The following is a 21,828-nucleotide window of genomic DNA, read 5'->3' on the forward strand; positions in this document are numbered from 1 at the left end:
CTTCGGGATGGCCGTTTTGCTTTGATGGACCAGGCGGCTCAAGCCGGCTGCCGGCGCCTGCCGCGCCACAACTCGCGCGCGCCCACCGCCGAATACAACGCCAGCGCGCCCCAGATCAGCGCGAAGCCCAGCGCGCGGTCGGCGCCGAAAGGCTCGTTGTACAGCATCACGCCCAGCGCCAGCTGGATAGTGGGGCCGATGTACTGGATCAAGCCGACGGTGGCCAGCTTCAGCCGGCGCGCGCCGGCGGCGAACATCAACAGCGGCACCGCCGTCACCACGCCGGCGCCGATCAGCAAACCGTTGCGCAGCGCGTCGACATGGCCGAAAGCGCCCTGCCCGCTCCATTCGAACCACAGCAGCGCCGCCAACGCCAGCGGCGACATCAGGAAGGTTTCCACCGCCAGGCCCGGCAGCGACGGCAGCGGCGCCATCTTGCGCAGCAGGCCATAAAAACCGAAGGTGGCGGCCAGCGACAAGGCGATCCACGGCAGCGAGCCTGCGCTGAAGGTCAGCCAGGCCACGCCGGCCGCCGCCAGCCCCACCGCCAGTTTCTGCGGCCGGCTCAGACGCTCGGACAGCACCAGCCGCCCCAGCAGCACGTTGACCAGCGGATTGATGAAGTAGCCCAGGCTGCCCTCCACCACGTGGCCGGCGTTCACCGCCCAGATGTAGATCAGCCAGTTCAGCGACAGCACCGTCGACGACAGCGCGAAAACGCCCAACTGGCGCGGCTGGCGCAAGGCGGCGCGCACGTCGCCCCATTGCCTGAGCGCGGTCAGCACCAACGCGACGAACAGGGCCGACCACACGATGCGGTGGCACAGAATTTGCAAAGCCGGCACCTCGTGCAGCGGCTTCCAGTACAGCGGAAACAGGCCCCAGCAGATGAAGGCGCCGACGGTGTACAGCACGCCGCGGCTGTCGCCGGCGGAAGATGAGGAAGACATGCGATTCTCTGCGACACGGAATATTCCAACATCCAGCTTACCCGCTTTATTCCGCCGGAAAAATCATCATTACCTATACAGTCGGTTTACAAACACTTAACAAGCAATATTTTGCTGCACTGGCACATAAACCGCACCCGGACATGCCTTGTCGCGATCCCTTTGACGTTGACGTAAACGTAAACTATAGTCGGCGGCATTAGGGTTAACACTCTAAGCTGCGACAGCCGCGCATACCCAGGGCACAAGGTATAAAAATAAAGTGTCCCCGGCGCCCGCCAGCACAGCAAGCGCCCGGAACCAGCCGCCCACAAGGCAGCCGCGGGCTGATCGCCACAAGCGAGCACGACAGGAGGAGAAACCATGTCAATCCGCCACGCAGACCTGGAAGAAAAATACACCGCCCCCACCGGCCAGGTTCTGATGACAGGCATCCAGGCGCTGGTGCGCCTGCCCATGCTGCAGCAGGAACTGGACCGCGCCGCCGGCCTCAACACCGCCGGCTACGTCACCGGCTATCGGGGATCGCCGCTGGGCAATGTCGACCAGACCATGATCAAGGCCAAGAAGCATCTGGACGCCCACAACGTGGTGTTCCACCCCGGCCTCAACGAAGATCTCGCCGCCACCGCGGTATGGGGCACCCAGCAGGTCAATATCTTCGAAGGCGCCAAATACGACGGCGTCTACTCGCTGTGGTACGGCAAGGGTCCGGGCGTCGACCGTTCCGGCGACGTGCTCAAGCACGGCAACGCCGCCGGCACCTCCAAGCACGGCGGCGTGCTCTTGGTCTGCGGCGACGACCACGCCGCCAAGTCGTCCACCTTCCCGCACCAGTCCGACCACATCCTGGCCGCCAGCATGATCCCGGTCTTGAGCCCGTCCGGCGTGCAGGAAGTGCTGGACCTGGGCCTGCACGGCTGGGCGATGAGCCGCTATTCCGGCTGCTGGGTGTCGATCAAGGCGATCACCGACACCGTCGAGAGCTCGGCCATCGTCGACATCACGCCGGAACGGCTGGAATTCAAGATTCCCAAGGATTTCCCGCTGCCCGAGGACGGCCTCAACATCCGCTGGCCGGACACCCCGCTGGCGCAGGAAAAGCGCGTGCTGCACCACCGCTTGTACGCGGCGCTGGCCTACGCGCGCGAAAACAAGCTCAACCGCATCACGCTGGATTCGCCCAAGCCGCGCCTGGGCATCATCACCTGCGGCAAGAGCTACCTCGACGTGATGCAGGCGCTGGACGACCTGGGCATCAGCGAAGCGCAAGCAGCCGACATCGGCCTGCGCATCTTCAAGGTGGGCATGGTGTGGCCGCTGGAGCCGGAAGGCGTGCGCCAGTTCGCCCAGGGCCTGGAAGAAATCCTGGTGGTGGAAGAAAAGCGCCAGATCATCGAATACCAGCTGAAGGAACAGCTGTACAACTGGCGCGACGACATGCGCCCGCGCGTGGTGGGCAAGTTCGCCGAGAAAGGCGAATGGGCGCTGCCGCACGGCGACTGGCTGCTCCCGGCCGCCGGCGAGCTGACCCCGGCGATGATCGCCCGCGCCATCGCCAGCCGGCTGGCGCTGATCTTCGACAGCCCGGTGATCCACGACCGGCTGAAGTTCTACGACGATAAAGAGGCGCAGCTGGTGCAGCCGCGCGAATCCATCGCCCGCGTGCCGCACTACTGCTCCGGCTGCCCGCACAACACCTCGACCAAGCTGCCGGAAGGCAGCCGCGCGGTGGCCGGCATCGGCTGCCACTACATGGCGCACTGGATCAGCCCGGAAACCACCAAAACCTTCACCCAGATGGGCGGCGAGGGCATCACCTGGCTGGGCCAGGCGCCGTTCACCACCACCAAGCACATCTTCACCAACCTGGGCGACGGCACCTACTTCCACTCCGGCATCCTGGCCATCCGCGCCGCGGTGGCCGGCAAGGTCAACATCACCTACAAGATCCTGTACAACGACGCGGTGGCGATGACCGGCGGCCAGCACGTCGACGGCTACCTGGACGTGCCGATGATGACCCGCCAACTGGCGGCCGAGGGCGTCAAGCGCATCGTGATCACCAGCGACGACCCGGACAAGTACCAGAACGCCCAGGGCCTGGCGCCCGGCATCGACGTATTCCACCGCCGCGAGCTGGACCGCGTGCAGCGCGAGCTGCGCGGCATCGAGGGCGTGACCATCCTGATCCACGATCAGACCTGCGCCGCCGAAAAGCGCCGCCGCCGCAAGCGCAACGAGTTCCCGGACCCGGCCAAGCGCGCCTTCATCAACGAGCGCGTGTGCGAAGGCTGCGGCGACTGCAGCAAGAAGTCCGGCTGCCTGTCGGTGCTGCCGGTGGAAACCCCGCTGGGCCGCAAACGCAAGATCGACCAGTCCAGCTGCAACAAGGACTACTCCTGTGTCGAGGGCTTCTGCCCCAGCTTCGTCACCGTGGAAGGCGGCAAGCTGAGGAAGCCGGCCGGCGCCAGCGCCGACCTCGCCAAGATGCCGGCGCTGCCGATGCCGAAGATCCCGGAACTGCACGAGCCGTTCGGCATCATGGTCACCGGCGTCGGCGGCACCGGCGTGGTCACCATCGGCCAGGTGCTGGGCATGGCCGCCTACCTCGACAACAAGGGCGTGACGGTGCTGGACATGGCCGGCCTGGCGCAAAAGGGCGGCTCGGTATGGTCGCACGTGCGCATCGCCGACTCCCAGGACAAACTGCACGCGGTGCGCATCGCCGCCGGCGACGCCAACCTGGTGCTGGGCTGCGACCTGGTGGTGACGGCGGCCGAAGAGGCGCTGGCCAAGATGCGCGACGGCTTCAGCCACGCCATCGTCAACAGCTACGAATCGCCGACCAGCGGCTTCCTGAAGAACCCGGACCTCCGCTACCCGGCCAAGGCGATGAAGGACGCCATCGTCGAGGCGGTCGGCGCCGGCCGCTTCAGCGAAGTCAACGCCAACAAGCTGGCCACCGCGCTGATGGGCGACGCCATCGCCGCCAATATGTTCATGCTCGGCTACGGCTGGCAAAAGGGCCTGGTGCCGGTGTCGCTGGAGGCGATCATGGAAGCGGTGCGCTTGAACGGCGCCGCGGTCAAGTTCAACCAGGACGCCTTCACCTGGGGCCGCCACGCCGCCCAGGACCTGGCCCGCGTCGAAGCGCTGGTCAGCCCGACCGCTGTGGTGGCTTTCGTTCCACGTGAAACCCCGGACGCCGTGGTCCACCATCGCTCCACCCTGCTCGCCGCCTACCAGAACGGCGCGCTGGCCGAGCGCTACAAGGCGCTGGTGCAACAGGTGCGCCAGGCCGAGGAAGCCGCCCAGCCAGGCAGCACCGCGCTGACGCTGGCCGCCGCCCGCGCCTACCACCACCTGCTGGCCTACAAGGACGAGTACGAAGTGGCGCGCCTGTACAGCGACGGCGAGTTCCAGCGCGAAGTGGCCGCCCAGTTCGACGGCGACTACAAGCTGCGCTTCCACATCGGCGTGGCCTGGCTGACCCGCGGCCAGCCGCGCAAGATCGCCATCGGCTCCTGGCTGATGCCGGCGATGAAGGTGCTGGCCAAGCTGCGCTTCCTGCGCGGCACCGCGCTGGACCCCTTCGCCTGGCAGGACGACCGCAAGCTGGAACGGCAACTGATCGCCGAGTTCGAGCAGGAGCTGCCGGCGCTGCTGGCCAAGCTGTCGCCGGACGCGCTGCCGCGGGCGGTGGAATGGATGAAGACCTGGGAAGGCGTGCGCGGCTTCGGCCACATCAAGCTGGCCAACTACCGGCAAGCCAAGACCCGCCAGGCCGAGCTGCAAGGCGGTCCGGCCCAGGCCGGCAAGCCCGCCGCCAACGCCGCCGTGGCCTGATCACGATTGTTTCCGCAGCTTTGGGCGTCGACTCCGGTCGACGCCTTTTTTCCGTCCGCAGCTGAAAATGACATGCGTATCAACTATGTTTTCCAGTATGCGAACCGCTTTTCCACCGACTGGAGACTCGCCATGTCCGCCCTGCTGCGCCGCGCCGCCGTCGCTTCGTTCAGCCTGATCCTGATCGCCTGCTCCACCCCTCCCGCCAAACCCGGCCTGTCCGCCAACGGCTGCGTCGGCGGCGTGCTGCCGCCGCCGGCCGGCATGAGCGCGGCGCAGAATCCTGAGCTGCTGGCCAAGGCAGTCGGCGCGCCGGGCAAGGGCGGCCTGTGCGAGGGCGCGGTCTACCGCCAGGACGCCGCCGCCGACGTCATCGTCTACCGGGTGTGGGACAACGCCAAGCCGGGCTCCCGCCTGGGCCGCTGGTGGTCGTTCAGCCAGCCGCAGGGACCGGTCGCGCAATACCAGGCAGCCAACGCCATCTGCCCGGCCTGGAGCCAGCTCAACAGCGTGGTGCGCTGCCAGCTGAAAGCCGGCGTCCAGGTGGCGGTGGGCCCGGGCCAGAGCGCCGACTGCGCGCCCGATCCCGACTTCCCGCCGTCGCCGGTCAACCAGGTCTACGTGCCCAATACCAGCCCGGACGACATCCAGGTGGAAAACTGCGAAGACCAAGGGGCATTTCCGCCGGCGATGTAATGGTTTGCCGCGGAAGACCGCGGCGGGGCATAATCGAGAATTTTGCAAATAATTCTCATTACAATGCACCGCTTCGCCCGCACCTTCGCCTCCGCCCTGCTGCTCGCCGGCTGCGGCGGCGGCCCCGCCGCCTCGCCGCCGCAAACCGGCCGCTTCATCGACAGCGCCGTCAGCGGCCTGGATTACGAAACCCCCACCCGCGCCGGCAAAACCACCGCCGCCGGCGAATTCCAATACCTGAGCGGCGAAACCGTCGCCTTCCGCATCGGCAAACTGGAGATCGGCGCCGCCGCCGGCTCGCCGGTGCTGACGCCGCTCAGCCTGGCAGGCGCGCAAGACGCCGGCGATCCCGCCGCGCTGAAGATCGCCCGCCTGCTGCTGACGCTGGACAGCGACGACAACCCCGCCAACGGCATCCAGATAGCCCCGGCCGACGCCGCCCGCTTCCAGCAGCCGCAAAAACTGGCCGAGATCGGCGACGCGCAAGCCCTGCTCGACCAGCTGGGCATCGGCCGCAGCCTGGTCAGCGCCGAATACGCGCAGGCCCACCTGCAGCTGAGCCTGGCCGCGCTCGACGCCAAGCAAACCGCCCGCTTCCAAGCCCGCGACGCCGCCGACGGCCGCCCGCTGGCGTCCGGCGATGCCGCCGGCTGCGCGGACGACAGCCAGACCGGGCTCAGCTGGGAAGTGAAGGCGGAATCCGGGCTGCGCAGCCGCCTGCACAGCTATTACGCCAGCGCCAGCCGCGAAACCGAGCGCCCGGCCCAGTGCGAGCCGGGCCAGGAAGACTGCCTGGCCGTCACCTATGTCGACGCGGTCAATCAGCAGAAGCTGTGCGGCCACGACGACTGGCGGCTGCCCAGCGAGCGCGAGCTGAAAACGCTGCTCGACTGGAGCCAGCTCGACCCGCAACGCAATCTGCCCGCGATCGACCGCCACGCCTTCCCCGACGCCGAGCCGGCGTTCTACTGGACCGCCACCAGCCGCCAGGCGCGGGGTTCGCTGGCCGTCGCCTTCGACGACACCCACCGCACCCTGCCCCACGTCAGCCTCAGCCTGGGCATGCCGGCCAAGATACGGCTGGTGCGCGGCCCCGCGCTGCCCGACGCGCCCAATCCGGAAGACCTGCCGCAGACGATTCCGCCCTACATCCCGGTGGACCGCGCCGGCGAGCTGGCCAAGCCGGGCGACGCCGCCGCCTGCGTCGACGACGGCGAACATCCGGATGCCTTCCTCAATGTGGTGCTGTGGCAGGCGCGCCCGCGCGACATCCAGCCCGGACAAATCTCTTCCGCGCTAGGCGAGGCCAACGGCCAGGCCTGGTGCGGCCAGCGCGATTGGACCTTGCCCAATGCCGTGGACGGCAGCCGCTGGCTGCAGCTGCGCCTGGCGGGCGACGCCGCGTTCCGCGCGGCCTTCCCAACCGCCGCCGCGACGCAGGCGATCTGGGTGCGGGACAATGCCGGCAAGGCGCGCATCCTGCGCGCGGACGGCCAGTTCGCCGACACCGGCGCCGCAGCCTTGCTGGCCATCAGCAAACGCGCGGCCAAGCCGCCGATGCCGGACAACGACGACACGCCGCCCGACGCCGCCACGCTGGCCGACTGGCGCCAGCGCTACCTGCGCTACCGCCCCGGCCAGGCCGCGCAGCCGGATTGGCCGGCGCCGACGCTGGAAGCCGCCGCCCGCGACGGCTTCCGCGATCTGGGCCTGCTGCCGGCGATGCCGTTCCCGGCCGACAATCCCTATTCGCCGGCCAAGGCGGCGCTGGGCGAGAAGCTGTTCTTCGATGCGCGGCTGTCGCGCAACAACCGCATCGCCTGCGCCAGCTGCCACGATCCGCAGCATGGCTGGGCCGATCCGCGCGAAGTCTCCTCCGGCCACGTCGGCCAACTGGGCGGCCGCAACGCGCCGCCGGTGATCAACAGCGGCTACTTCGCCCGCCTGTTCTGGGACGGCCGCGCCGCCAGCCTGGAACAGCAGGCGCTGGGGCCTATCGCCAATCCGCTGGAGATGCACCAGCCGCTGGCCGCGGCGGTGGCCAAGATCGCCGCCGCGCCGAAGTACGCGCCGCTGTTCGCCGCCGCCTTTGGCGACGCCGCGGTGGACAGCGGACGGCTAGCGCAGGCGCTCGCCACTTTCGAGCGCGCGCTCATCAGCCACGACAGCGCCTTCGACCGCTTCCTGAAGGGCGATGCGCAGGCCTTGAGCGACCAGGCGCTATGGGGCCTGCAGCTGTTCCGCACCAAGGCGCGCTGCCTCAACTGCCACAACGGGCCGGAGCTGTCCGACCAACGCTTCCACAATCTGGGCCTGCACTTCATCGGCCGCGATCGCGAGGATCGGGGCCGCGGCACGATCACCGGACGCGCCGAGGACATGGGCGCCTTCCGCACGCCGGGCCTGCGCGAGCTGCTGTACACCGGCGGCTATATGCACAACGGCGACATGCCACTGTTCGCCGACGACGGCGGCGGCGTGCTGGAGTTCTACAACAACGGCGGCAACGAGGTGGCCGCGGCCGGGCTGGACAAATACACCCAACCCAAGCCGTCGCCGCTGCTCAAACCGCTGGGCCTCGGCGAGGCGGAAAAACAGGCGCTGCAAGCCTTCCTGCGGGCGCTGTCCGGCCCGCCGCGGCTGAAGCCGGCGGGGCTGGACGAGCTGTCGCGCCGCTGAGCGCCCGGCCAGGCCGGCGCCCTCAGCCCCGGCCTGGCTTGGCGGCGAACCACTGGGCGCAGAAATCGATCAGTGCCCGGGACTTGGCCGGCTGCGGCGTTTTCTTTGGATAGACGAGATAGACCGGCCGCGCCGGCGTCTCCCAGCCGGCCAGCACCCTGACCAGCCTGCCGCCGATCAAGTCGGCCTCGGCGACGAAATCCGGCAGCCGCGCGTAGCCGGCGCCGGCTTCGGCCAGCTTGCGGTTCAGGCTGTAATCGCTGACCTGCAGCCAATGCGGCACCTCCACCTCTTCCACGCGCCCCTCGCGCTCAAAACGCCAGCGCCCGCCGCCGTGGTAGCGGCTGTGCACCACGCACGGCAGCCGCGCCAGATCGGCCGGTTCGGCCGGCGCGCCGCGTTCGGCCAGCAGCGACGGCGCCGCCACCACCCAGTCGCGGGTCTGGAACAACGGGCGCGCCACCAGCTGCGGCGGCAGCTCCCGGCTGGAGCGGATGGCCAGATCGAAGCCGTCCTCCTCCAGGTCGCGCTCGGCCACGCTGACGTCCAGCTCCACCGAGATGCGCGGATACTGTTGATGAAAAGCCAACAATAGCTCGGCGCCGAACGCGCCGGCGAACATCTGCGGCACCGTCAGCCTCACCGTGCCGTCCGCATCGCTGCTCAGGCCGCGCACCGCCGCGGCCGACTCCCGCAGCAGCGTCCGCAACCGCCGGCAGTAGCCGAGATAGGCGTGGCCGGCCTCGGTCAGCGTCAGCTTGCGGGTGCTGCGAAACAGCAGCTGCGCGCCCAATAGCGCCTCCAGCCGGCTCAGCTGCTTGCTGACCTGCGACTTGGACGTGGCCAGCCGCTCGGCGGCGGCGGTGATGCTGCCGGCCTCCGCCACTTCGAGGAAGACCAGCGCCAGTTCGGATGAGGGTTCGATTGTTTCCATATTGGTTCCAATACTTCCACGTTTGCCCGGTTTTTCCAAGCCGCGCGCGCGCCTAAGCTGACGACTCCTCCACTCAAGCTGCAAGGAAGACGATATGAAAATCCTGCTGATAGGCGCCAGCGGCAACATCGGCCGCGCCATCGCCGCCGAGCTGTCCGGCCGCCACGAAATCATCGCCGCCGGCCGCCATCACGGCGACATGCGCGTGGACATCGAGGACGAGCAAAGCATCGCCGCCATGTATCAACAGCTGCCCCGGCTGGACGCGGTGGCGGTGGCCACCGGCGGCCGCAACGGCCACGTCGGCCCGCTGGCCGAGATGAACGCCGAGCGCTACCGCGTCGGCCTGGACTCCAAGCTGATGGGCCAGGTCAACCTGGTGCTGCGCGGGCTGGACCAGTTGGCCGACGGCGGCTCGTTCACGCTGGTGGGCGGCGCCTGGCAGCCGCAGGCCATCGTGCCGCTGCTGAGCAACGTCTACATGGCCAACGCCGCGCTGGAGGGCTTCGTCAACGCTGCCGCGGTCGAGCTGCCGCGCCGGCTGCGCATCAATCTGGTCAGCCCGCTGCTGCTGGCGGAATCGGAGGCCGAATACGGTCCGCTGTTCCGCGGCGTGCCGCTGGTGGAGGCGCGCCAGGTGGCGCGCGCCTACAGCCTGAGCATAGAGGGCGCGCAGACCGGCCAGACTTACCGGCTGGGCCGGCTGGATTAACCCTGGCGCACCACCATCGCCTGTTCCGGCGTCGGGAAGCCGGCCGCGCCCAGCGTCTCGCGAATCGCGCGGTTGGCGTCGAAATACACCTGCCAGTAGTGCTCCGGCGCGCAATAGGGACGCACCGCCAGCACCGGGCCCAGCGCGGTGAATTCCAGCAGGCCGATGTCCGGCGCCGGCGCGGCCAGCACATTGGGAATGCGGCCGATCGCGTCGCGCAGCAGGCTCATCGCCTGGGCGTGATCGGCGCTGCTGGCCAACTGCGCTTTCAGATCGACGCGGCGCACGGCGTTGGCGCTGTAGTTCTGGATGGTGTCGGAAAAGATCTTGTTGTTGCCCACCAGCGTCTGCACGCCGTCCGCCGTGTCCAGCGTGGTGGCGAACAGGCCGATCTCGCGCACCTGGCCGGTGACGCCGGCCACCGACACCGCGTCGCCCACCTTGAACGGACGCAGCACCACCAGGAAGATGCCGGCGGCGAAGTTGGCCAGCAAACCGCTCCAGGCCATGCCGACGGCGACGCCAGCAGCGGCGATCACCGCGGCGAAAGTGGTGGTCTGCACGCCGAAGAAGCCGAGGATGCCGATCACCAGCACCACGGTCAGCGTCACCGACAAAAAGGAATGCGCGTAGCGGCGCAGCGTCGGGTCCAGCTGGCGCGCGCTCAGCTGCTCGTCCAGCATCCGGGTGGACAGGCCGATCAGCCAGCGGCCGATCAGCCACAGCAGAATGGCGGCGACGATGTTGCCGGCGAAACCCGCGCCCAGGTCCAGCCAGTGATTCCAATTGATGCGATCCATTGCCTATCCCCTTGAAAGCCGCAAACGGCGGCCTTCTCAAAATAGGCGCTGGCCCGGAATCATGCCAAAGGGATCAGGAACGCAGCTGGCGGCAGGTGTCGCCGATGCCGGCGTGGACGCACAGATCGAACAAGGCGTCGAAACGGGTGGGCGTGTAGTTGATCAGCGCGCAGGGAATGCCGGCCCGCGCTGCCTCCACCGGGATCAGGTTGACCGGCGACACTTCCAGGGACGAGCCCATCACCAGCAGCAGCTCGGCGTTCAGCGCCGCCTGGAAGGCTACGTCTATCATCGGCACCGCCTCGCCGTACAGCACCACGTCCGGCTTCAACGCCGCGCCGCAGCGGCGGCAGGCCGGAAGCTCATGCCGCTGCACGTAATCCAGCGGATGCGGCGTGCGGCAATCGGGGCAACTGGCGGTCAGCAGCGTGCCGTGCAGCTCCAGCACGCGGCGGCTGCCGGCCCGGCCGTGCAGGCCGTCGATGTTCTGGGTGAGGATGGTGACTTCCTTTCCCTCCGCTTCCAGCGCGGCGAGGAAGCGGTGGCCGTCATTGGGCTGGTAATCGCCCACCAGCTTGATATGGAAGATGTCGCGGAAGGCCCGCCAGAAGGCGGCGGGATCGCGCCGGAAGTAGTCCACCGATACCGCGTCGGCCAGGCTCATGTCCCTGGACCACAAGCCGTCGGCGGAGCGGAAGTCGGGGATGCCGGATTCGGTGCTCATGCCGGCGCCGGTCAATACCGCGATGCGCCGCGCGCCGTCCACCAGTTGCCGCAGATACTGCAATTGCCTTTCCGTCACGCTCATCCACCGCTTCCTTGCCGCCGGGCCATGCCCCATGGCCACTATAGCGTAAGGGTCAAGACGCAGGATATTTTATTGCATTCTTGACCATCTTATCCCGAACCGCCTCGTCCAGATCGACGCCGGTCACCATCGCCAGCCGCGTCAGATACAACAGCACGTCGGCGATCTCTTCCTTCAAATGGGTGAACTTGGCCGGATCTTCGCGCAGCCGCATCGCCGCGTCGTCGTCCAGCCACTGGAAGATCTCGGCCAGCTCGCCCACTTCGCCCACCAGCGCCAACAACAGATTGCGCGGCGAATGATGCCGGTTCCAATCCCGCTCGTCGGCGAAACGCTGCAAGGCGGCGGTCAGCCCGCCGACATCGATCAGCTTGTCTTGAGTCATCGTCACTTTCTCGTTTCACGTGGAACGCCAGCCGCTGCCCGCGGCCGGCAAAACCGGGTTCGCGACCGCCTTACTCCGCCAGCTCCAGCGTCACCGAGCCGTCGCCATTGTCCCGCGCCAGCTTGAACTGCTTCTGCTCCGGCAGATAGCGCATCGCCCCCGCGCCAGTGGTAAACCGCAAGCCGACGCCGGCCACCGGCAGCACGCGCCAGTTCCGGCCCTGTCCCAGGTCGATCACCTTCTTGCTGGCGAGATAACTCGCCAGCGCGGCGCGGTTCTCGTCCGGCGCGTCCACCACGATCTTGTCGGCGGTGATGCCCGGGAAGTTGCCGCCGCCGCTGGCGCGGTAATTGTTGGTCACCACGATGAAGCGCTGGGCGGGGTCGATCGGCTTGCCCTTGAAGCTCAGGTTGACGATGCGGTGGCTGTCCGGCGCCGCCAGCTTGCCGTCGCCGTCGTAGCGCGCCGGCTGGGTGACGTCGACCTGATAGCTGACGCCGTACAGGCTGTCGAAGTTATAGGAGCGGAACTCCGGATTGATCAGCGCCTGCGCGGCCGGGCCCTTGGGGTCGATGCGATTGAACTGGCCGGCCGACATCTCCAGCCACTCGCGCACGTCGGCGCCGGTGATCTTCACCGCCTTGATGGTGTTGGGGTAGATGTAGAGGTCGGCCAGGTTGCGGATGGCCAGCTTGCCGGCCGGAATGTCGGTGTAGTAGTTCCAGCCCTGGCGGCCGCCGGCCTTGAACGGCGCGGCGGCGGACAGGATGGGCAGCTTTTCGTATTCGGTGCCCTGCAGCGCCCGCTGCATATACCAGCGCTGCGCCTCGGCGACGATGGCCACCGACGGGTCGTCGGCCACTTGAGCGAAGTAGCTGTAGATCGGCCGGCGGGTGGCGGCCACCTCGCCGCGCACGTAATCCAGCGTCGCCTGGTGCTCCGACCCGATCAGCGCCTTCACCCGCGGATCGATGTCCGCCAGCGGCTTCTTCGCCTGTTTGTCGAAAATGGGCCTGAGCGTCGCCCGCTTGCCGACCACCCGCCACTTGCCGTCCAACTGCTCCAGGGTCAAGTCGATCACGCCCAAGTGGTCGCCCCAGCGGCCCGGCATCGCCGCCGGCACGCCATGGATGGTGCCGGCCTGCAGGTCCACGCCGGGATAGCCGGCGAAAGCGGCGGACGGAAACTCGGCATGCGCGTGGCCGAACAGGATGGCGTCGATGCCCGGCACCTCGGCCAGCCCCGACACCGCGTTTTCGGCGAAGCGCGGCAGCTCGCCCTTCTCGAAGCCGGAATGCGGCACTGCGATCACCAGGTCGGCGCCGGCGGCGCGCATCTTGGGCACGTAATCGCGCGCGGTTTCCAGAATGTCCCGCACCGTGGCCTTGCCCTGCAGATTGTTCTTGTCCCACTGCAAAATCTGCGGCGGAGCGAAGCCGATCACGCCGATGGTCAGCGCATGGGCCTTGCCCTCGGCGTCCTTCACCTCGCGCTTGAGCAGGACATAGGGCGTGAACAGCGGCTGCCCGCTCCTGGCGTCCAGCACATTGGCGTTGACGTAGGGGAAGGCCGCGCCCTTCAGCGATTGCTGCAGGAAAGGCAGGCCGTAGTTGAATTCGTGGTTGCCCAGATTGCCGGCGTCGTACTTCAAGGCATTGAGCACCTTGTAGGCCGGATGGGTGTCGCCGGCCTTCAGCGGCTTGATTTTGGCCACCAGATCACCCATCGGGCTGCCCTGCAGCAGATCGCCGTTGTCGATCAGCAGGCTGTTGGGCGACTCGGCGCGCGCCGCGGCGATCAGGCTGGCGGTGCGCTCCAGGCCGAAATCGGCCGCCGGCTTGTCCTGGTAATAGTCATAAGCCAGCAAATTCATGTGGACGTCGGAGGTTTCCAGTACCCGCAGTTGGACCGGAGCGGCCCAGCCAGTGGCGGCGAACACGGCGGCGAGAGAGGCGAAAAGCGGCGCGGATTTCATCACGGGAGGCCTTTTGAGTGTTTTTATCGCGTCCGCATTATACGCCCGGCCGGGCTTGCTCCAGGTAGCCGGCCCCCCACTCGCACATCGCGTCGATGATGGGCCGCAGAGAGCCGCCCAGCTCGGTCAGCCGGTATTCCACCCGCGGCGGCACCTCGGGATGCACGGTGCGCGAAACCAGGCCGTCGCGCTCCAGCTCGCGCAGCTGCTCGGTCAGCACCTTTTGCGACACGCCGTCCAACAGCCGGCGCAATTCGCCGGTGCGCAGCTCGCCGCCGTCCATCAGATGGCAAAGGATCGCGCATTTCCACTTGCCGCCGACCAGCCGCACCGTCGCGTCTATCGGAAAATTCAGTCCCGCCCGCTCCCGCATAGATTACCTTCAGGTTCCCATGAAACAAAAAAGTGCTTACTTATCAACCAATTGAAAAAACTCTAGCATGGCGGCTCACTTCTAGGAGATGCCATGAAAACGCTGATCATCGTCGCCCATCCCGACCTCGCCCTGTCCCGCGTCAACCGCCGCTGGATCGAGGCCTTGGAAAGACATCCCGAACGCTACGCCGTTCACTCGCTATACGGCGCCTATCCGGATGAGCGCATCGATGTCGCGCGCGAGCAAGCGCTGCTGGAGGCCCACTCGCGCATCGTGCTGCAGTTCCCCTTCTACTGGTTCAGTTCTCCGCCGCTGCTGAAAAAATGGCAGGACCTGGTGTTGGACGAGGGCTTCGCGGTGGGATCGCGGCCGGAGGACCGGCGGATGGCGGGCAAACGGATCAGCGTGGCGGTATCCACCGGCATCCGCGGCAAAGACTTCGCCGCCGACGGGCGTTACCGCTACCAGATGGACGAACTGTTGCGGCCATTCGAACTCACCTGCCGCTACATCCGCGCCCGCTGGCTGCCGGCGTTCACGCTGCACGGCGCGGAACATGATCTGAGCGACGCCGAAATCGATGCCAGCGCCGACGCCTATCTGCATTATTTGGATCAGGCAGCCTGAGCGGCGCGCCAAACAAAATGCCCGGCGCGGGCCGGGCATTGCGGCGAAACCAAGCCGGCTTACTTGAGCAAGCCTTCCGCCTTCAGCGCCTGCTGGGTCGCCGGCAGCTCGGCCACCCGCTTCAGGAAGGCCAGCAGCGCCGGATAGGCCGCCAGCGAGCGCTGCAGATATTGCGCCCAGGACAGGCAGGTGAACAGATAGGCGTCAGCCACGCTGAACTGGCCGCCCAGCAGATAGGGCGTCTTCTCCAGTTGAGCCTGCAGCAGCGCGAACCGCGGCTGCAGACGTCCCCAGGCGTCTTCCTTGATCTCGTCGGTCTTGCCGAAGAAGATTGGCGAGAAATTCTTGTGGACCTCGGTGGAGATGAAGTTCAGCCATTCCTGCAGCCGGTAGCGCGGCAGCGTGCCGTTGGCCGGCGCCAGCTGCTTGTCGGGAACCTGGTCGGCGATGTACTGCATGATGGCCACGCCCTCGGTCAGCAGTTCGCCGTTGTCCAGCTGCAGCGCCGGCACGTAGCCCTTGGGATTGATGGCGGAAAAATCGGCGCCGCCGGCGGTGGTGTGCGGCACGTCGCGCAGGCTGACCGACTCCGCGCTGAACGGCAAGCCGCTGGCGAACAACACGATGTGCGAAGCCAGCGAGCAGGCTCCGGACGAGTAATACAGTTTCATCGCAATGCTCCTGTGGGAAGGATGGGACAAACCGCAATCGCGCCAGCCTGATCCAAAACCATGCCGATTGCAACCCCCTTCCCGCCAGGGTTTCGCCGTCAGCCCAGCAGGCCGATCAGCCATTCGATGCGCAGGTTCCAGCCGGCGAAACCCGCCAGCCAGAACAGGATGCCGAGGGCGCCGAAGCCCCAGGACGCGAACAGCGGCAACAGGTTGGCCGACAGCGCCGCCACCGCCGCGCAAGCCACCGCGATCGACAAGCCGGCGTCGCTGATGTCGAACAGATCGTGCCGCGCGTTCAGCGGCTCGATCGAGCCTTCCTTGGCTTCGGCCTTGCCGCGCAGCGCCTCGCTCTCCGTCTTGTAGCGCGCCAGCTCATGCCGCAATTGCTCCTGCTGCGGCTTCAGCGCCGCCGCGCCGGCCGGGTTCGCCGCAGCCAGCAGCTCCGCCTGGCGCAGGCCGGCCTCGGTCAGGTGCAGCTTGATCTTCTTGGCCTGGTATTCGGACCAGGCGTCCGCCGCGTCGGCCTTCAGCAGCTGGCGCGCCTGCACGATATTGTCGTCCTTCAGCTTGCCCAGGCCCATCAGCACCGACAGCACCACCACGGTCAGCGCCACCCAGCTGTTCAGGCGCTTCTTCTCCGCTTCCACGCTGATTTCGACTTCCATATTGTTCCCCTTGGCCGGCGCCGGACCATCCGCCGCCTTGTTCAACATAACGCGGCAAGGGGCGATCGGATGTCAGCCGGCCTTCTTGCCGAACAAACGCGGCCGGGAATCCGCCGGCCGGCTCTTCATTTCGACGAACAGCGCCTCCACCTGCGCGCGCGCCCATGGCGTGCGGCGCAGGAACACCAGGCTGGACTTGATGCTGGGATCGTTGCGGAAGCAGCGGATGTCGACGCGCTCCGCCAGCCCTTCCCAGCCGTAATGCGCGTGCAGCTGGTTCAGCATCATTTCCAGCGTGACGCCGTGGGTGGAGTTATTGGCCTGGCCGCTCATCGAAAACATCCTGTAAAAGCAAAAGCGGCGAGTGTAAGCCGCCGCCCGTCCGCTGGCAAAGCTACTTGGCCGCCGTCTTCTTGCGGCTGCGCGTCGCGCGCGGCTTTTTCAGCACCACCGCCTCGCCGGCGTCCGGCACCTCGCCGGCCGTCACGCCCATCGCCAGCGCCACCCGGCCCAACCGCTGCTGCTTCTCCACGCTGATCGGCCCGGCCGCCGCCAGCAACAGCATCACCAGCTCCAGCGCCATCGCCCGCTGCGCCTCTCCGGGCAACAGGTCCTGGATGGTGGCCAGCGCGCGCTTCTCGTCGTTGCGCACCAGCCAGGTCTGGCGCCGCACCGCCTGCTTGAAGGCCTCCAGCGTCAGCTCCTCGCCCAGGCCGGTGTCCTGCATCACCCGGCGTATCGCGTTGAACGGCCGCACGTCGACCACGCCGTTGCCGATGGCGACGTAGATCAGCAGGCGCAGGAAACCGTCCACCGCGCCGCCCTCGGAATAGTGCTCCTCCAGCTCGCGCCGCTTCAGGCGCAGCATTTCTTCGCGCTCCCAGCCGCCGCCGTGGCTGCGCACCCGGTAGGGCCGGCGCGGATCCAGCCCCACCAGCGCGGCGGTCAGCGGCGCGTCGTAAACGGCGCGGAAGGTCATTTCCTTCATCGCGTCGCGTTGGTCGCGCCAGCCGTCCAGCATGCTGGCGGTCCAGTCGGACACGGTCTGCTGCCATTGCCAGAACGGGTTGTCGCCATCCACCGGCTTGCGCGCCTCCCTCACCTTGCCGGCCCAGTCGGACAGGCTGTTCAACAAGGGGTTGCGGCTGGAGAACCAGCGCCGCTCGAAGCGCGACGGGTGCATCTCCCGCATCAGGTGCGCGGTCCACGGCGTGGTGCAGGCCTGCAGCCAAGGCGACACGAAGCTGTCGTACAGCTGCTGGTTGATCTCCGCCACCCGCTTCACCACCTGGAACGCGCGCTCCCCGTCGCGGCCGTCGCCCAGCGCCAGGATGTCCGCCACCTCGCGCGGCTCGAAGCGGATCACGTAGCGGCCCTGCAGATACTGCAGGCCGGGCATTTCCGGGTAGGTGTCGGTGATCACCGCCTCATAGAGGCCGGGCGGCAGCACGTCGATCAGGTCCAGCGCGCTGGCCAGCTCGCTGTGCTCCTTGTTGGCGACGCCGGCGGACACGAAGATGCCGAGGTGGCCGATCTGCTCGTGCAGGCAGTAGACGATGGTCTGCTCGTTGCCGCGGATTTCCTCCACGTCCCGGTACAGGTCGGCGATCCAGTACAACGCCTGCTGCGGCGGCGTGATGTTGTCGCCCCAGGACGCGAACACGATGATGGGCGAGCGGATCTGCCTGAGGTCGATCCGCACCGCGCCGTCGTCCAGATACACCTCGCCGCGGCTCAGCCGGTTGCCGACGAACAGGTTCTGGCTGATCCACTCCATCTCTTCCTTGTTGAGCAGGTAATGGCCGCCCCACCAGCGCTCGAACTCCAGGAAGCGGCTGCGCTCCTTGTCGATGTTGGCGTACAGGTGGTAGCCCTTCTTCCAATAGGTGTTGGCCGGATCCATCTGCTCGAAATTGGAAACCAGGTGCGCGCCGTCGAACTGGCCGTGGCCCAGATCGCCGGTCAGCGAAGCCAGCCAGGTGCCGCCCAGCATGCCGCCCTGGTAGCGCATCGGATTCTTGCCGGCCACGCCGGCCCAGTAGGACAGCGGCGAGCCGGCCAGCAGGATGGGGCCGACGTCTTCCGGCGCCGAGGCCGCCACCATCGTCAACGCCCAGCCGCCCTGGCAGTTGCCGATCACGAACGGCTTGCCGGCGTTGCCCGGATGCGCCTCGCGCACCCTGCGCAGGAAAGCCTTTTCCGCCCGCCACACGCACTCTATGGTCTGGCCGGGCACCGGCACCGGGAAAAACATCACGAAATAGCAGGGATGGCCCTGGCGCAGCGCGATGCCGATCTCGCTGTCCATCTTGAAGCCGCCGATGCCGGGCCCGTGGCCGGCGCGCGGATCTATCACCACGAAGGGGCGCAGCTCCGGATCGGTCGGCGGGCAGTTGGCCGGCGGGCGGATCGCCGCCAGCGCGTAGTTGACCGGCTCGTCCAGCTCGCGGCCGTCGACGATGATGTCGAAATCGAACACCAGCACCGGCGGATTGCCGGACGCCTGGTGGTCCAGATAGGTGTCGCCGCGCTCGCGCAGCACATCGTAGAACAGCAGGCCGCGCTGGACCGCGTCAGTCCAGTAGTCGGCCCAGTGCTGGCCCAGCGACCACCATCCCCCCTTGTCGGTTTCCGCCATGCAGATCTCCCGGTTGTCCGCAGCTTTCACTGTAGCCCACCACTGCCGCCCCCACCTCTCGATGGCAAGAGTATCAACAAGTTATTGCAGATTAACAGTCATAAACACAAGCGATTTCCACGGCAAAACTCGCCTGACATTTGCATCCAATACTGCAGCCACCAACAGCTCATACGAAGGGAAACCGTCATGACCCAGCTGCTCAAACCCCTGCTCATCGCCGGCCTGCTGTTCGCGGGCTCCGCCGCCGCCTACGCCGACGATGCTCCGGCCCCGGCTTCCGCCCACAAGGGCTGGCATATGGACCCGGCCAAGCGCGAGGAAATGCGCGCCAAGCATCTGCAGGCGCTGCACGACAAACTGAAGATCCAGCCGCAGCAGGAAGCCGCCTGGCAAGCCTTCACCGCGTCGATGAAGCCGGAAAAAAGGGAAAAGCCGCCGATGGACGCCAACGCCACCGCGCCGGAGAAAATGGAAAGCATGATGCAACGCCAGCAAGCCCGGATGCAGCAGCACCTGGACGCGCTGAAAGCCTTCTACGCGCAACTGACGCCGGAACAGCAGAAGACCATGGACAATCTGCACGGCCCGCGCGGCAAGTGGCAGCATCATAAGAAACCGGAAGGCGCGGCCCCGGCCAACGGCTAATCCCGCGACTTGATTTGCGCGCGGCGGCGTCCATCGATCCCCGCGCGGCAACCGACCGAAAGAGGCCCATCATGAAAGCCTGCATCCGCTTGGGCGGCGCATTGCTAGCCGCTGCGCTGGCCGTGGCCGCCGTCGCCCCCGCCGAGGCGTACTACCACCACGGCGGGCCGCACATCAGCATCAACGTCTGGCGCGGCGGCTACTGGAACCACGGTTATTACCATGGCCGGATGGGTTGGTGGTGGGTGGTCGGCGGCGCCTGGTACTTCTACACCGCGCCCATCTATCCCTATCCCAGCCTGTACGCGCCGCCCGCCATCGCCGTGGCGCCGGCCGTGCCCGTCGTCCCCGCCGTGCCGATGGCTCCGCCGGCGCCGCCGGTCGCCGCCGCGCCGCAGGAATCAGCCCAGGTCTGGTACTACTGCAAGGCGGCCAAACAGTACTACCCGTATGTCAGCGAATGCCCGGGCGGTTGGAAGACCGTGCCGGCGCAGCCGCCCAGATAAGCCGGAAGGAAACACCATGAACGCACGCTATTGCATGATGCTGCTGCCGTCGCTGCTGGCCGCCTGCACCACGCTGCCCACCGGCCCGACAGTGGCGGTGATGCCGGCGCCGGGCAAGCCGTTCGACGTGTTCGCGCAGGAAGAGCAGCAATGCCGGGCCTACGCCGCCGGCAACAGCGGCGCGGCGGCCGCCGACGCGTCCAACGCCACGCTGGCCGGCAATATGGCGCTGGGCACCGTGGTGGGCGCCGCGGCCGGCGCGCTGATAGGCGGCAACCACCAAGGCGCCGGCGTCGGCGCCGGCATGGGCCTCTTGGCCGGCACCGCGGTGGGCGGCTCCAACGGCGCTTACGCCGGCTACGATACGCAAACCCGCTACAACATCGCCTACCAGCAATGCATGTACGCGAAAGGCAATCAGCTGCCGGGCCAATACCCGGCGCGGCGCGCCTACCTGCCGCCGCCGCCGCCCTATTGAGAGCATGCCATCCAGGCAAAATCACTCAAGCAACAAATCATTTAACATATTGAAACAAAAAGGGAATTGCCGGCAACATCTTCGGTCGAATTGGCATTAATAATGAAAGTACGCCCAATACATTTCCGGGGCCGCAACAGGAAAACCGAGGGCGATCCGTTCAACAACATCAAAGGATTCCGCCATGCTCAGACTGCTCATGACCTCGCTGGCGTTATTGCTGGCCAGCGCCTTCGCCAGCGCCCAGGACGCCAATGTCCGCCCCTTCGATAATCCCGCCGTGCCGCCCAGCGTGCCGCTGTCGCTGCAGGACATGAACCCGGCCCCGCCGGCGCCGGTCCAGGCACCGGCTCCGCAAGCGCCGTCCACCCAGCAGTAAACACCCCGCGATCCCGCCGGCCCGCCCGGCGGGATCGCATTTCAGCGACCGAACCAGCGCTCGCCAAAATTGACCAGCAACACGCCCGCCACCACCAGCGCCGCGCCAGTCAGCTTGGCCGCGCTCAACTCGCGCAAGGGCATCATCAGCCAGCCAAAACGGTCGAAGCACAACGAAGTGAACACCTGTCCCGCGATGATCAGGGAAACCATGGTCGCCACGCCCAGGCGCGGCGCCAGCAAGGTGGTGCCGAACACGAAACCCGCGCCCAACACTCCGCCCAGCAACATCCACCATTCGACGCGTGCCAGCGCCGCCAGATTTTGCCAACGCTGGCCAGTCGCCAGCGACAACAGCGCCAGGGTCAGGCAGCCGGTGCCGAACGACACCAGCGCCGCCAGCAAGGTGCTGTTGCCCAGCAACAAACGCAACTGGTTGTTGACCGCCGCCTGAAGCGGCACCACCACTCCGACCAGAAAGGCCAGCAAGGGAAAGATCACCTGCATCGCCGCGCTCCTCGATAACGATAGGCGGCCGCCGCCCGTGGCGGGGCCGATGCCATGCCGCTGTTCCACGTGGAACGCGGTCCAGTCCATGCCCGCTGCGCGACGCCGGCAGCAGGGCGACCAGCAATGATAAATGAATTACTTCTGACGCGGACGGCTGTCGCGGGTATAGGCGCAAAAACCTGGCTTGGGGCCGATCTTGGGATGGTTGCGGCAGGTATTGGGGCGGCGCTCGTAAATGGTGCAGCGCCGGGTCTGCGCATCCAGATACAGGCAGTCGCCGTTGGCGCGCTGCGCCAGCGTGAACAGGCTGTTCTTGAAATTGAAATGCTGGATCACCCGCTGCTTTTCCAGCCGCTTGGCGATGTTCTTGATCGGCTCTTCCAGCTCGAACTCGTCCACCACGCCGATGCGCACCAGATCCGGCAGCTTCACTTCCACCGGCATCGTGCAACAGGACGCCATGCAGTCGCCGCACAGGCCGTTCTTGTACTTGATCCAGGTTTCCAGGCGGTTGATGTCGGCCACGGCTCGTCCTTAACA

Annotated in this window: 22 protein-coding genes; 9 read left to right on the forward strand and 13 right to left on the reverse strand. The window is 67.0% G+C overall.

Features of this window, described 5'->3' with window-relative positions; translation table 11 throughout:
* Positions 1-38: 38 nt before the first annotated feature.
* Positions 39-950 carry an EamA family transporter RarD gene (gene rarD / locus ACX17K_RS14230; RefSeq protein ID WP_493775310.1) on the reverse strand — a complete coding sequence of 304 codons (912 nt, stop codon included), beginning with the start codon at positions 948-950 and terminating at the stop codon, positions 39-41.
* Between the two features lie 363 nt (positions 951-1,313).
* Here rarD and ACX17K_RS14235 point away from each other — a divergent pair, with 363 nt between their 5' ends.
* From ACX17K_RS14235 to ACX17K_RS14245, 3 genes are all read left to right on the forward strand, one after another.
* Positions 1,314-4,799: an indolepyruvate ferredoxin oxidoreductase family protein gene (locus tag ACX17K_RS14235; RefSeq protein WP_493775311.1), complete on the forward strand. Its 3,486-nt coding sequence runs from the start codon at positions 1,314-1,316 to the stop codon at positions 4,797-4,799.
* Positions 4,800-4,931: 132 nt separating this feature from the next.
* The gene (locus ACX17K_RS14240) at positions 4,932-5,495 is read left to right on the forward strand and encodes a hypothetical protein (protein WP_493775312.1); all 564 of its coding nucleotides are present in this window, start codon (positions 4,932-4,934) and stop codon (positions 5,493-5,495) included.
* 63 nt (positions 5,496-5,558) lie between these two features.
* Positions 5,559-8,174 (forward strand): cytochrome c peroxidase, encoded by a 2,616-nt coding sequence (locus ACX17K_RS14245; protein WP_493775313.1) that lies wholly within the window; start codon positions 5,559-5,561, stop codon positions 8,172-8,174.
* A 22-nt stretch (positions 8,175-8,196) separates the two neighbouring features.
* On the opposite strand, the gene ACX17K_RS14250 is transcribed toward ACX17K_RS14245, so the two are convergent.
* Positions 8,197-9,108, reverse strand: coding sequence for a LysR family transcriptional regulator (locus tag ACX17K_RS14250; RefSeq protein WP_493775314.1), 912 nt, complete (start codon positions 9,106-9,108; stop codon positions 8,197-8,199).
* A gap of 94 nt (positions 9,109-9,202) precedes the next feature.
* Here ACX17K_RS14250 and ACX17K_RS14255 point away from each other — a divergent pair, with 94 nt between their 5' ends.
* Positions 9,203-9,820, forward strand: coding sequence for a short chain dehydrogenase (locus tag ACX17K_RS14255; protein ID WP_493775315.1), 618 nt, complete (start codon positions 9,203-9,205; stop codon positions 9,818-9,820).
* On the opposite strand, the gene ACX17K_RS14260 is transcribed toward ACX17K_RS14255, so the two are convergent.
* The 5 genes from ACX17K_RS14260 to ACX17K_RS14280 form a co-directional block, all read right to left on the reverse strand.
* A complete protein-coding gene (locus tag ACX17K_RS14260; protein ID WP_493775316.1) occupies positions 9,817-10,620 on the reverse strand; it encodes a mechanosensitive ion channel family protein in 804 nt (267 codons plus the stop codon). The two genes, ACX17K_RS14255 and ACX17K_RS14260, sit on opposite strands and share 4 nt — an antisense overlap.
* Positions 10,621-10,693: 73 nt before the next feature.
* Entirely contained in the window at positions 10,694-11,428 is a 735-nt protein-coding gene (locus tag ACX17K_RS14265) for an NAD-dependent protein deacylase (protein ID WP_493775317.1), read from the reverse strand.
* 52 nt (positions 11,429-11,480) lie between these two features.
* Positions 11,481-11,813, reverse strand: a complete 333-nt coding sequence (locus tag ACX17K_RS14270) for a nucleotide pyrophosphohydrolase (protein ID WP_493775318.1) — start codon at positions 11,811-11,813, stop codon at positions 11,481-11,483.
* A gap of 70 nt (positions 11,814-11,883) precedes the next feature.
* On the reverse strand, positions 11,884-13,788 hold the full coding sequence (locus ACX17K_RS14275) for a bifunctional 2',3'-cyclic-nucleotide 2'-phosphodiesterase/3'-nucleotidase (protein WP_493775319.1): 1,905 nt from the start codon (positions 13,786-13,788) through the stop codon (positions 11,884-11,886).
* Positions 13,789-13,825: 37 nt separating this feature from the next.
* Positions 13,826-14,161, reverse strand: coding sequence for a winged helix-turn-helix transcriptional regulator (locus ACX17K_RS14280; protein WP_343480620.1), 336 nt, complete (start codon positions 14,159-14,161; stop codon positions 13,826-13,828).
* Positions 14,162-14,254: 93 nt separating this feature from the next.
* Between ACX17K_RS14280 and ACX17K_RS14285 the strand changes: the two genes are divergently transcribed.
* On the forward strand, positions 14,255-14,791 hold the full coding sequence (locus ACX17K_RS14285) for an NAD(P)H-dependent oxidoreductase (protein ID WP_343480621.1): 537 nt from the start codon (positions 14,255-14,257) through the stop codon (positions 14,789-14,791).
* A gap of 59 nt (positions 14,792-14,850) precedes the next feature.
* Here the strand turns inward: ACX17K_RS14285 and gstA are convergent, their stop codons facing one another.
* The 4 genes from gstA to ACX17K_RS14305 all read right to left on the reverse strand — a co-directional run bounded on the left by gstA (position 14,851) and on the right by ACX17K_RS14305 (position 18,768).
* The gene (gene gstA, locus ACX17K_RS14290; RefSeq protein WP_343480623.1) at positions 14,851-15,462 is read right to left on the reverse strand and encodes a glutathione transferase GstA; all 612 of its coding nucleotides are present in this window, start codon (positions 15,460-15,462) and stop codon (positions 14,851-14,853) included.
* A gap of 98 nt (positions 15,463-15,560) precedes the next feature.
* Positions 15,561-16,130, reverse strand: coding sequence for a DUF4337 domain-containing protein (locus ACX17K_RS14295; protein WP_493775320.1), 570 nt, complete (start codon positions 16,128-16,130; stop codon positions 15,561-15,563).
* A gap of 72 nt (positions 16,131-16,202) precedes the next feature.
* On the reverse strand, positions 16,203-16,463 hold the full coding sequence (locus ACX17K_RS14300; protein ID WP_166438651.1) for a VF530 family DNA-binding protein: 261 nt from the start codon (positions 16,461-16,463) through the stop codon (positions 16,203-16,205).
* Positions 16,464-16,524: 61 nt separating this feature from the next.
* On the reverse strand, positions 16,525-18,768 hold the full coding sequence (locus ACX17K_RS14305; protein ID WP_493775321.1) for a DUF3141 domain-containing protein: 2,244 nt from the start codon (positions 18,766-18,768) through the stop codon (positions 16,525-16,527).
* Positions 18,769-18,957: 189 nt separating this feature from the next.
* Between ACX17K_RS14305 and ACX17K_RS14310 the strand changes: the two genes are divergently transcribed.
* From ACX17K_RS14310 to ACX17K_RS14325, 4 genes are all read left to right on the forward strand, one after another.
* The gene (locus ACX17K_RS14310) at positions 18,958-19,416 is read left to right on the forward strand and encodes a Spy/CpxP family protein refolding chaperone (RefSeq protein ID WP_493775322.1); all 459 of its coding nucleotides are present in this window, start codon (positions 18,958-18,960) and stop codon (positions 19,414-19,416) included.
* A 71-nt stretch (positions 19,417-19,487) separates the two neighbouring features.
* Positions 19,488-19,922, forward strand: coding sequence for a hypothetical protein (locus ACX17K_RS14315; RefSeq protein ID WP_493775323.1), 435 nt, complete (start codon positions 19,488-19,490; stop codon positions 19,920-19,922).
* 16 nt (positions 19,923-19,938) lie between these two features.
* Positions 19,939-20,400, forward strand: coding sequence for a glycine zipper family protein (locus ACX17K_RS14320; RefSeq protein ID WP_493775324.1), 462 nt, complete (start codon positions 19,939-19,941; stop codon positions 20,398-20,400).
* A 184-nt stretch (positions 20,401-20,584) separates the two neighbouring features.
* Positions 20,585-20,779: a hypothetical protein gene (locus ACX17K_RS14325; protein ID WP_021476107.1), complete on the forward strand. Its 195-nt coding sequence runs from the start codon at positions 20,585-20,587 to the stop codon at positions 20,777-20,779.
* A 41-nt stretch (positions 20,780-20,820) separates the two neighbouring features.
* Here ACX17K_RS14325 and ACX17K_RS14330 read toward each other — a convergent pair whose 3' ends face one another.
* Positions 20,821-21,375: a DMT family transporter gene (locus ACX17K_RS14330; protein ID WP_493775325.1), complete on the reverse strand. Its 555-nt coding sequence runs from the start codon at positions 21,373-21,375 to the stop codon at positions 20,821-20,823.
* A gap of 48 nt (positions 21,376-21,423) precedes the next feature.
* Positions 21,424-21,813 carry a YkgJ family cysteine cluster protein gene (locus tag ACX17K_RS14335; RefSeq protein WP_046158500.1) on the reverse strand — a complete coding sequence of 130 codons (390 nt, stop codon included), beginning with the start codon at positions 21,811-21,813 and terminating at the stop codon, positions 21,424-21,426.
* Positions 21,814-21,828 lie beyond the last annotated feature (15 nt).

This window comes from Chromobacterium sp. INPA-IVC (assembly GCF_059047085.1).

Bases quoted from the DNA above. Each gene is read 5' to 3' on its own strand.
- ACX17K_RS14325 (WP_021476107.1), top strand. From the start codon at position 20,585: ATGCTCAGACTGCTCATGACCTCGCTGGCGTTATTGCTGGCCAGCGCC.
- ACX17K_RS14285 (WP_343480621.1), top strand. From the start codon at position 14,255: ATGAAAACGCTGATCATCGTCGCCCATCCCGACCTCGCCCTGTCCCGC.
- ACX17K_RS14310 (WP_493775322.1), top strand. From the start codon at position 18,958: ATGACCCAGCTGCTCAAACCCCTGCTCATCGCCGGCCTGCTGTTCGCG.
- ACX17K_RS14255 (WP_493775315.1), top strand. From the start codon at position 9,203: ATGAAAATCCTGCTGATAGGCGCCAGCGGCAACATCGGCCGCGCCATC.
- ACX17K_RS14300 (WP_166438651.1), bottom strand. From the start codon at position 16,463: ATGAGCGGCCAGGCCAATAACTCCACCCACGGCGTCACGCTGGAAATG.
- ACX17K_RS14235 (WP_493775311.1), top strand. From the start codon at position 1,314: ATGTCAATCCGCCACGCAGACCTGGAAGAAAAATACACCGCCCCCACC.
- ACX17K_RS14245 (WP_493775313.1), top strand. From the start codon at position 5,559: ATGCACCGCTTCGCCCGCACCTTCGCCTCCGCCCTGCTGCTCGCCGGC.
- ACX17K_RS14330 (WP_493775325.1), bottom strand. From the start codon at position 21,375: ATGGACTGGACCGCGTTCCACGTGGAACAGCGGCATGGCATCGGCCCC.
- ACX17K_RS14260 (WP_493775316.1), bottom strand. From the start codon at position 10,620: ATGGATCGCATCAATTGGAATCACTGGCTGGACCTGGGCGCGGGTTTC.
- ACX17K_RS14320 (WP_493775324.1), top strand. From the start codon at position 19,939: ATGAACGCACGCTATTGCATGATGCTGCTGCCGTCGCTGCTGGCCGCC.
- ACX17K_RS14280 (WP_343480620.1), bottom strand. From the start codon at position 14,161: ATGCGGGAGCGGGCGGGACTGAATTTTCCGATAGACGCGACGGTGCGG.
- ACX17K_RS14250 (WP_493775314.1), bottom strand. From the start codon at position 9,108: ATGGAAACAATCGAACCCTCATCCGAACTGGCGCTGGTCTTCCTCGAA.
- gstA (WP_343480623.1), bottom strand. From the start codon at position 15,462: ATGAAACTGTATTACTCGTCCGGAGCCTGCTCGCTGGCTTCGCACATC.
- ACX17K_RS14305 (WP_493775321.1), bottom strand. From the start codon at position 18,768: ATGGCGGAAACCGACAAGGGGGGATGGTGGTCGCTGGGCCAGCACTGG.
- ACX17K_RS14275 (WP_493775319.1), bottom strand. From the start codon at position 13,788: ATGAAATCCGCGCCGCTTTTCGCCTCTCTCGCCGCCGTGTTCGCCGCC.
- ACX17K_RS14270 (WP_493775318.1), bottom strand. From the start codon at position 11,813: ATGACTCAAGACAAGCTGATCGATGTCGGCGGGCTGACCGCCGCCTTG.
- rarD (WP_493775310.1), bottom strand. From the start codon at position 950: ATGTCTTCCTCATCTTCCGCCGGCGACAGCCGCGGCGTGCTGTACACC.
- ACX17K_RS14240 (WP_493775312.1), top strand. From the start codon at position 4,932: ATGTCCGCCCTGCTGCGCCGCGCCGCCGTCGCTTCGTTCAGCCTGATC.
- ACX17K_RS14265 (WP_493775317.1), bottom strand. From the start codon at position 11,428: ATGAGCGTGACGGAAAGGCAATTGCAGTATCTGCGGCAACTGGTGGAC.
- ACX17K_RS14295 (WP_493775320.1), bottom strand. From the start codon at position 16,130: ATGGAAGTCGAAATCAGCGTGGAAGCGGAGAAGAAGCGCCTGAACAGC.
- ACX17K_RS14315 (WP_493775323.1), top strand. From the start codon at position 19,488: ATGAAAGCCTGCATCCGCTTGGGCGGCGCATTGCTAGCCGCTGCGCTG.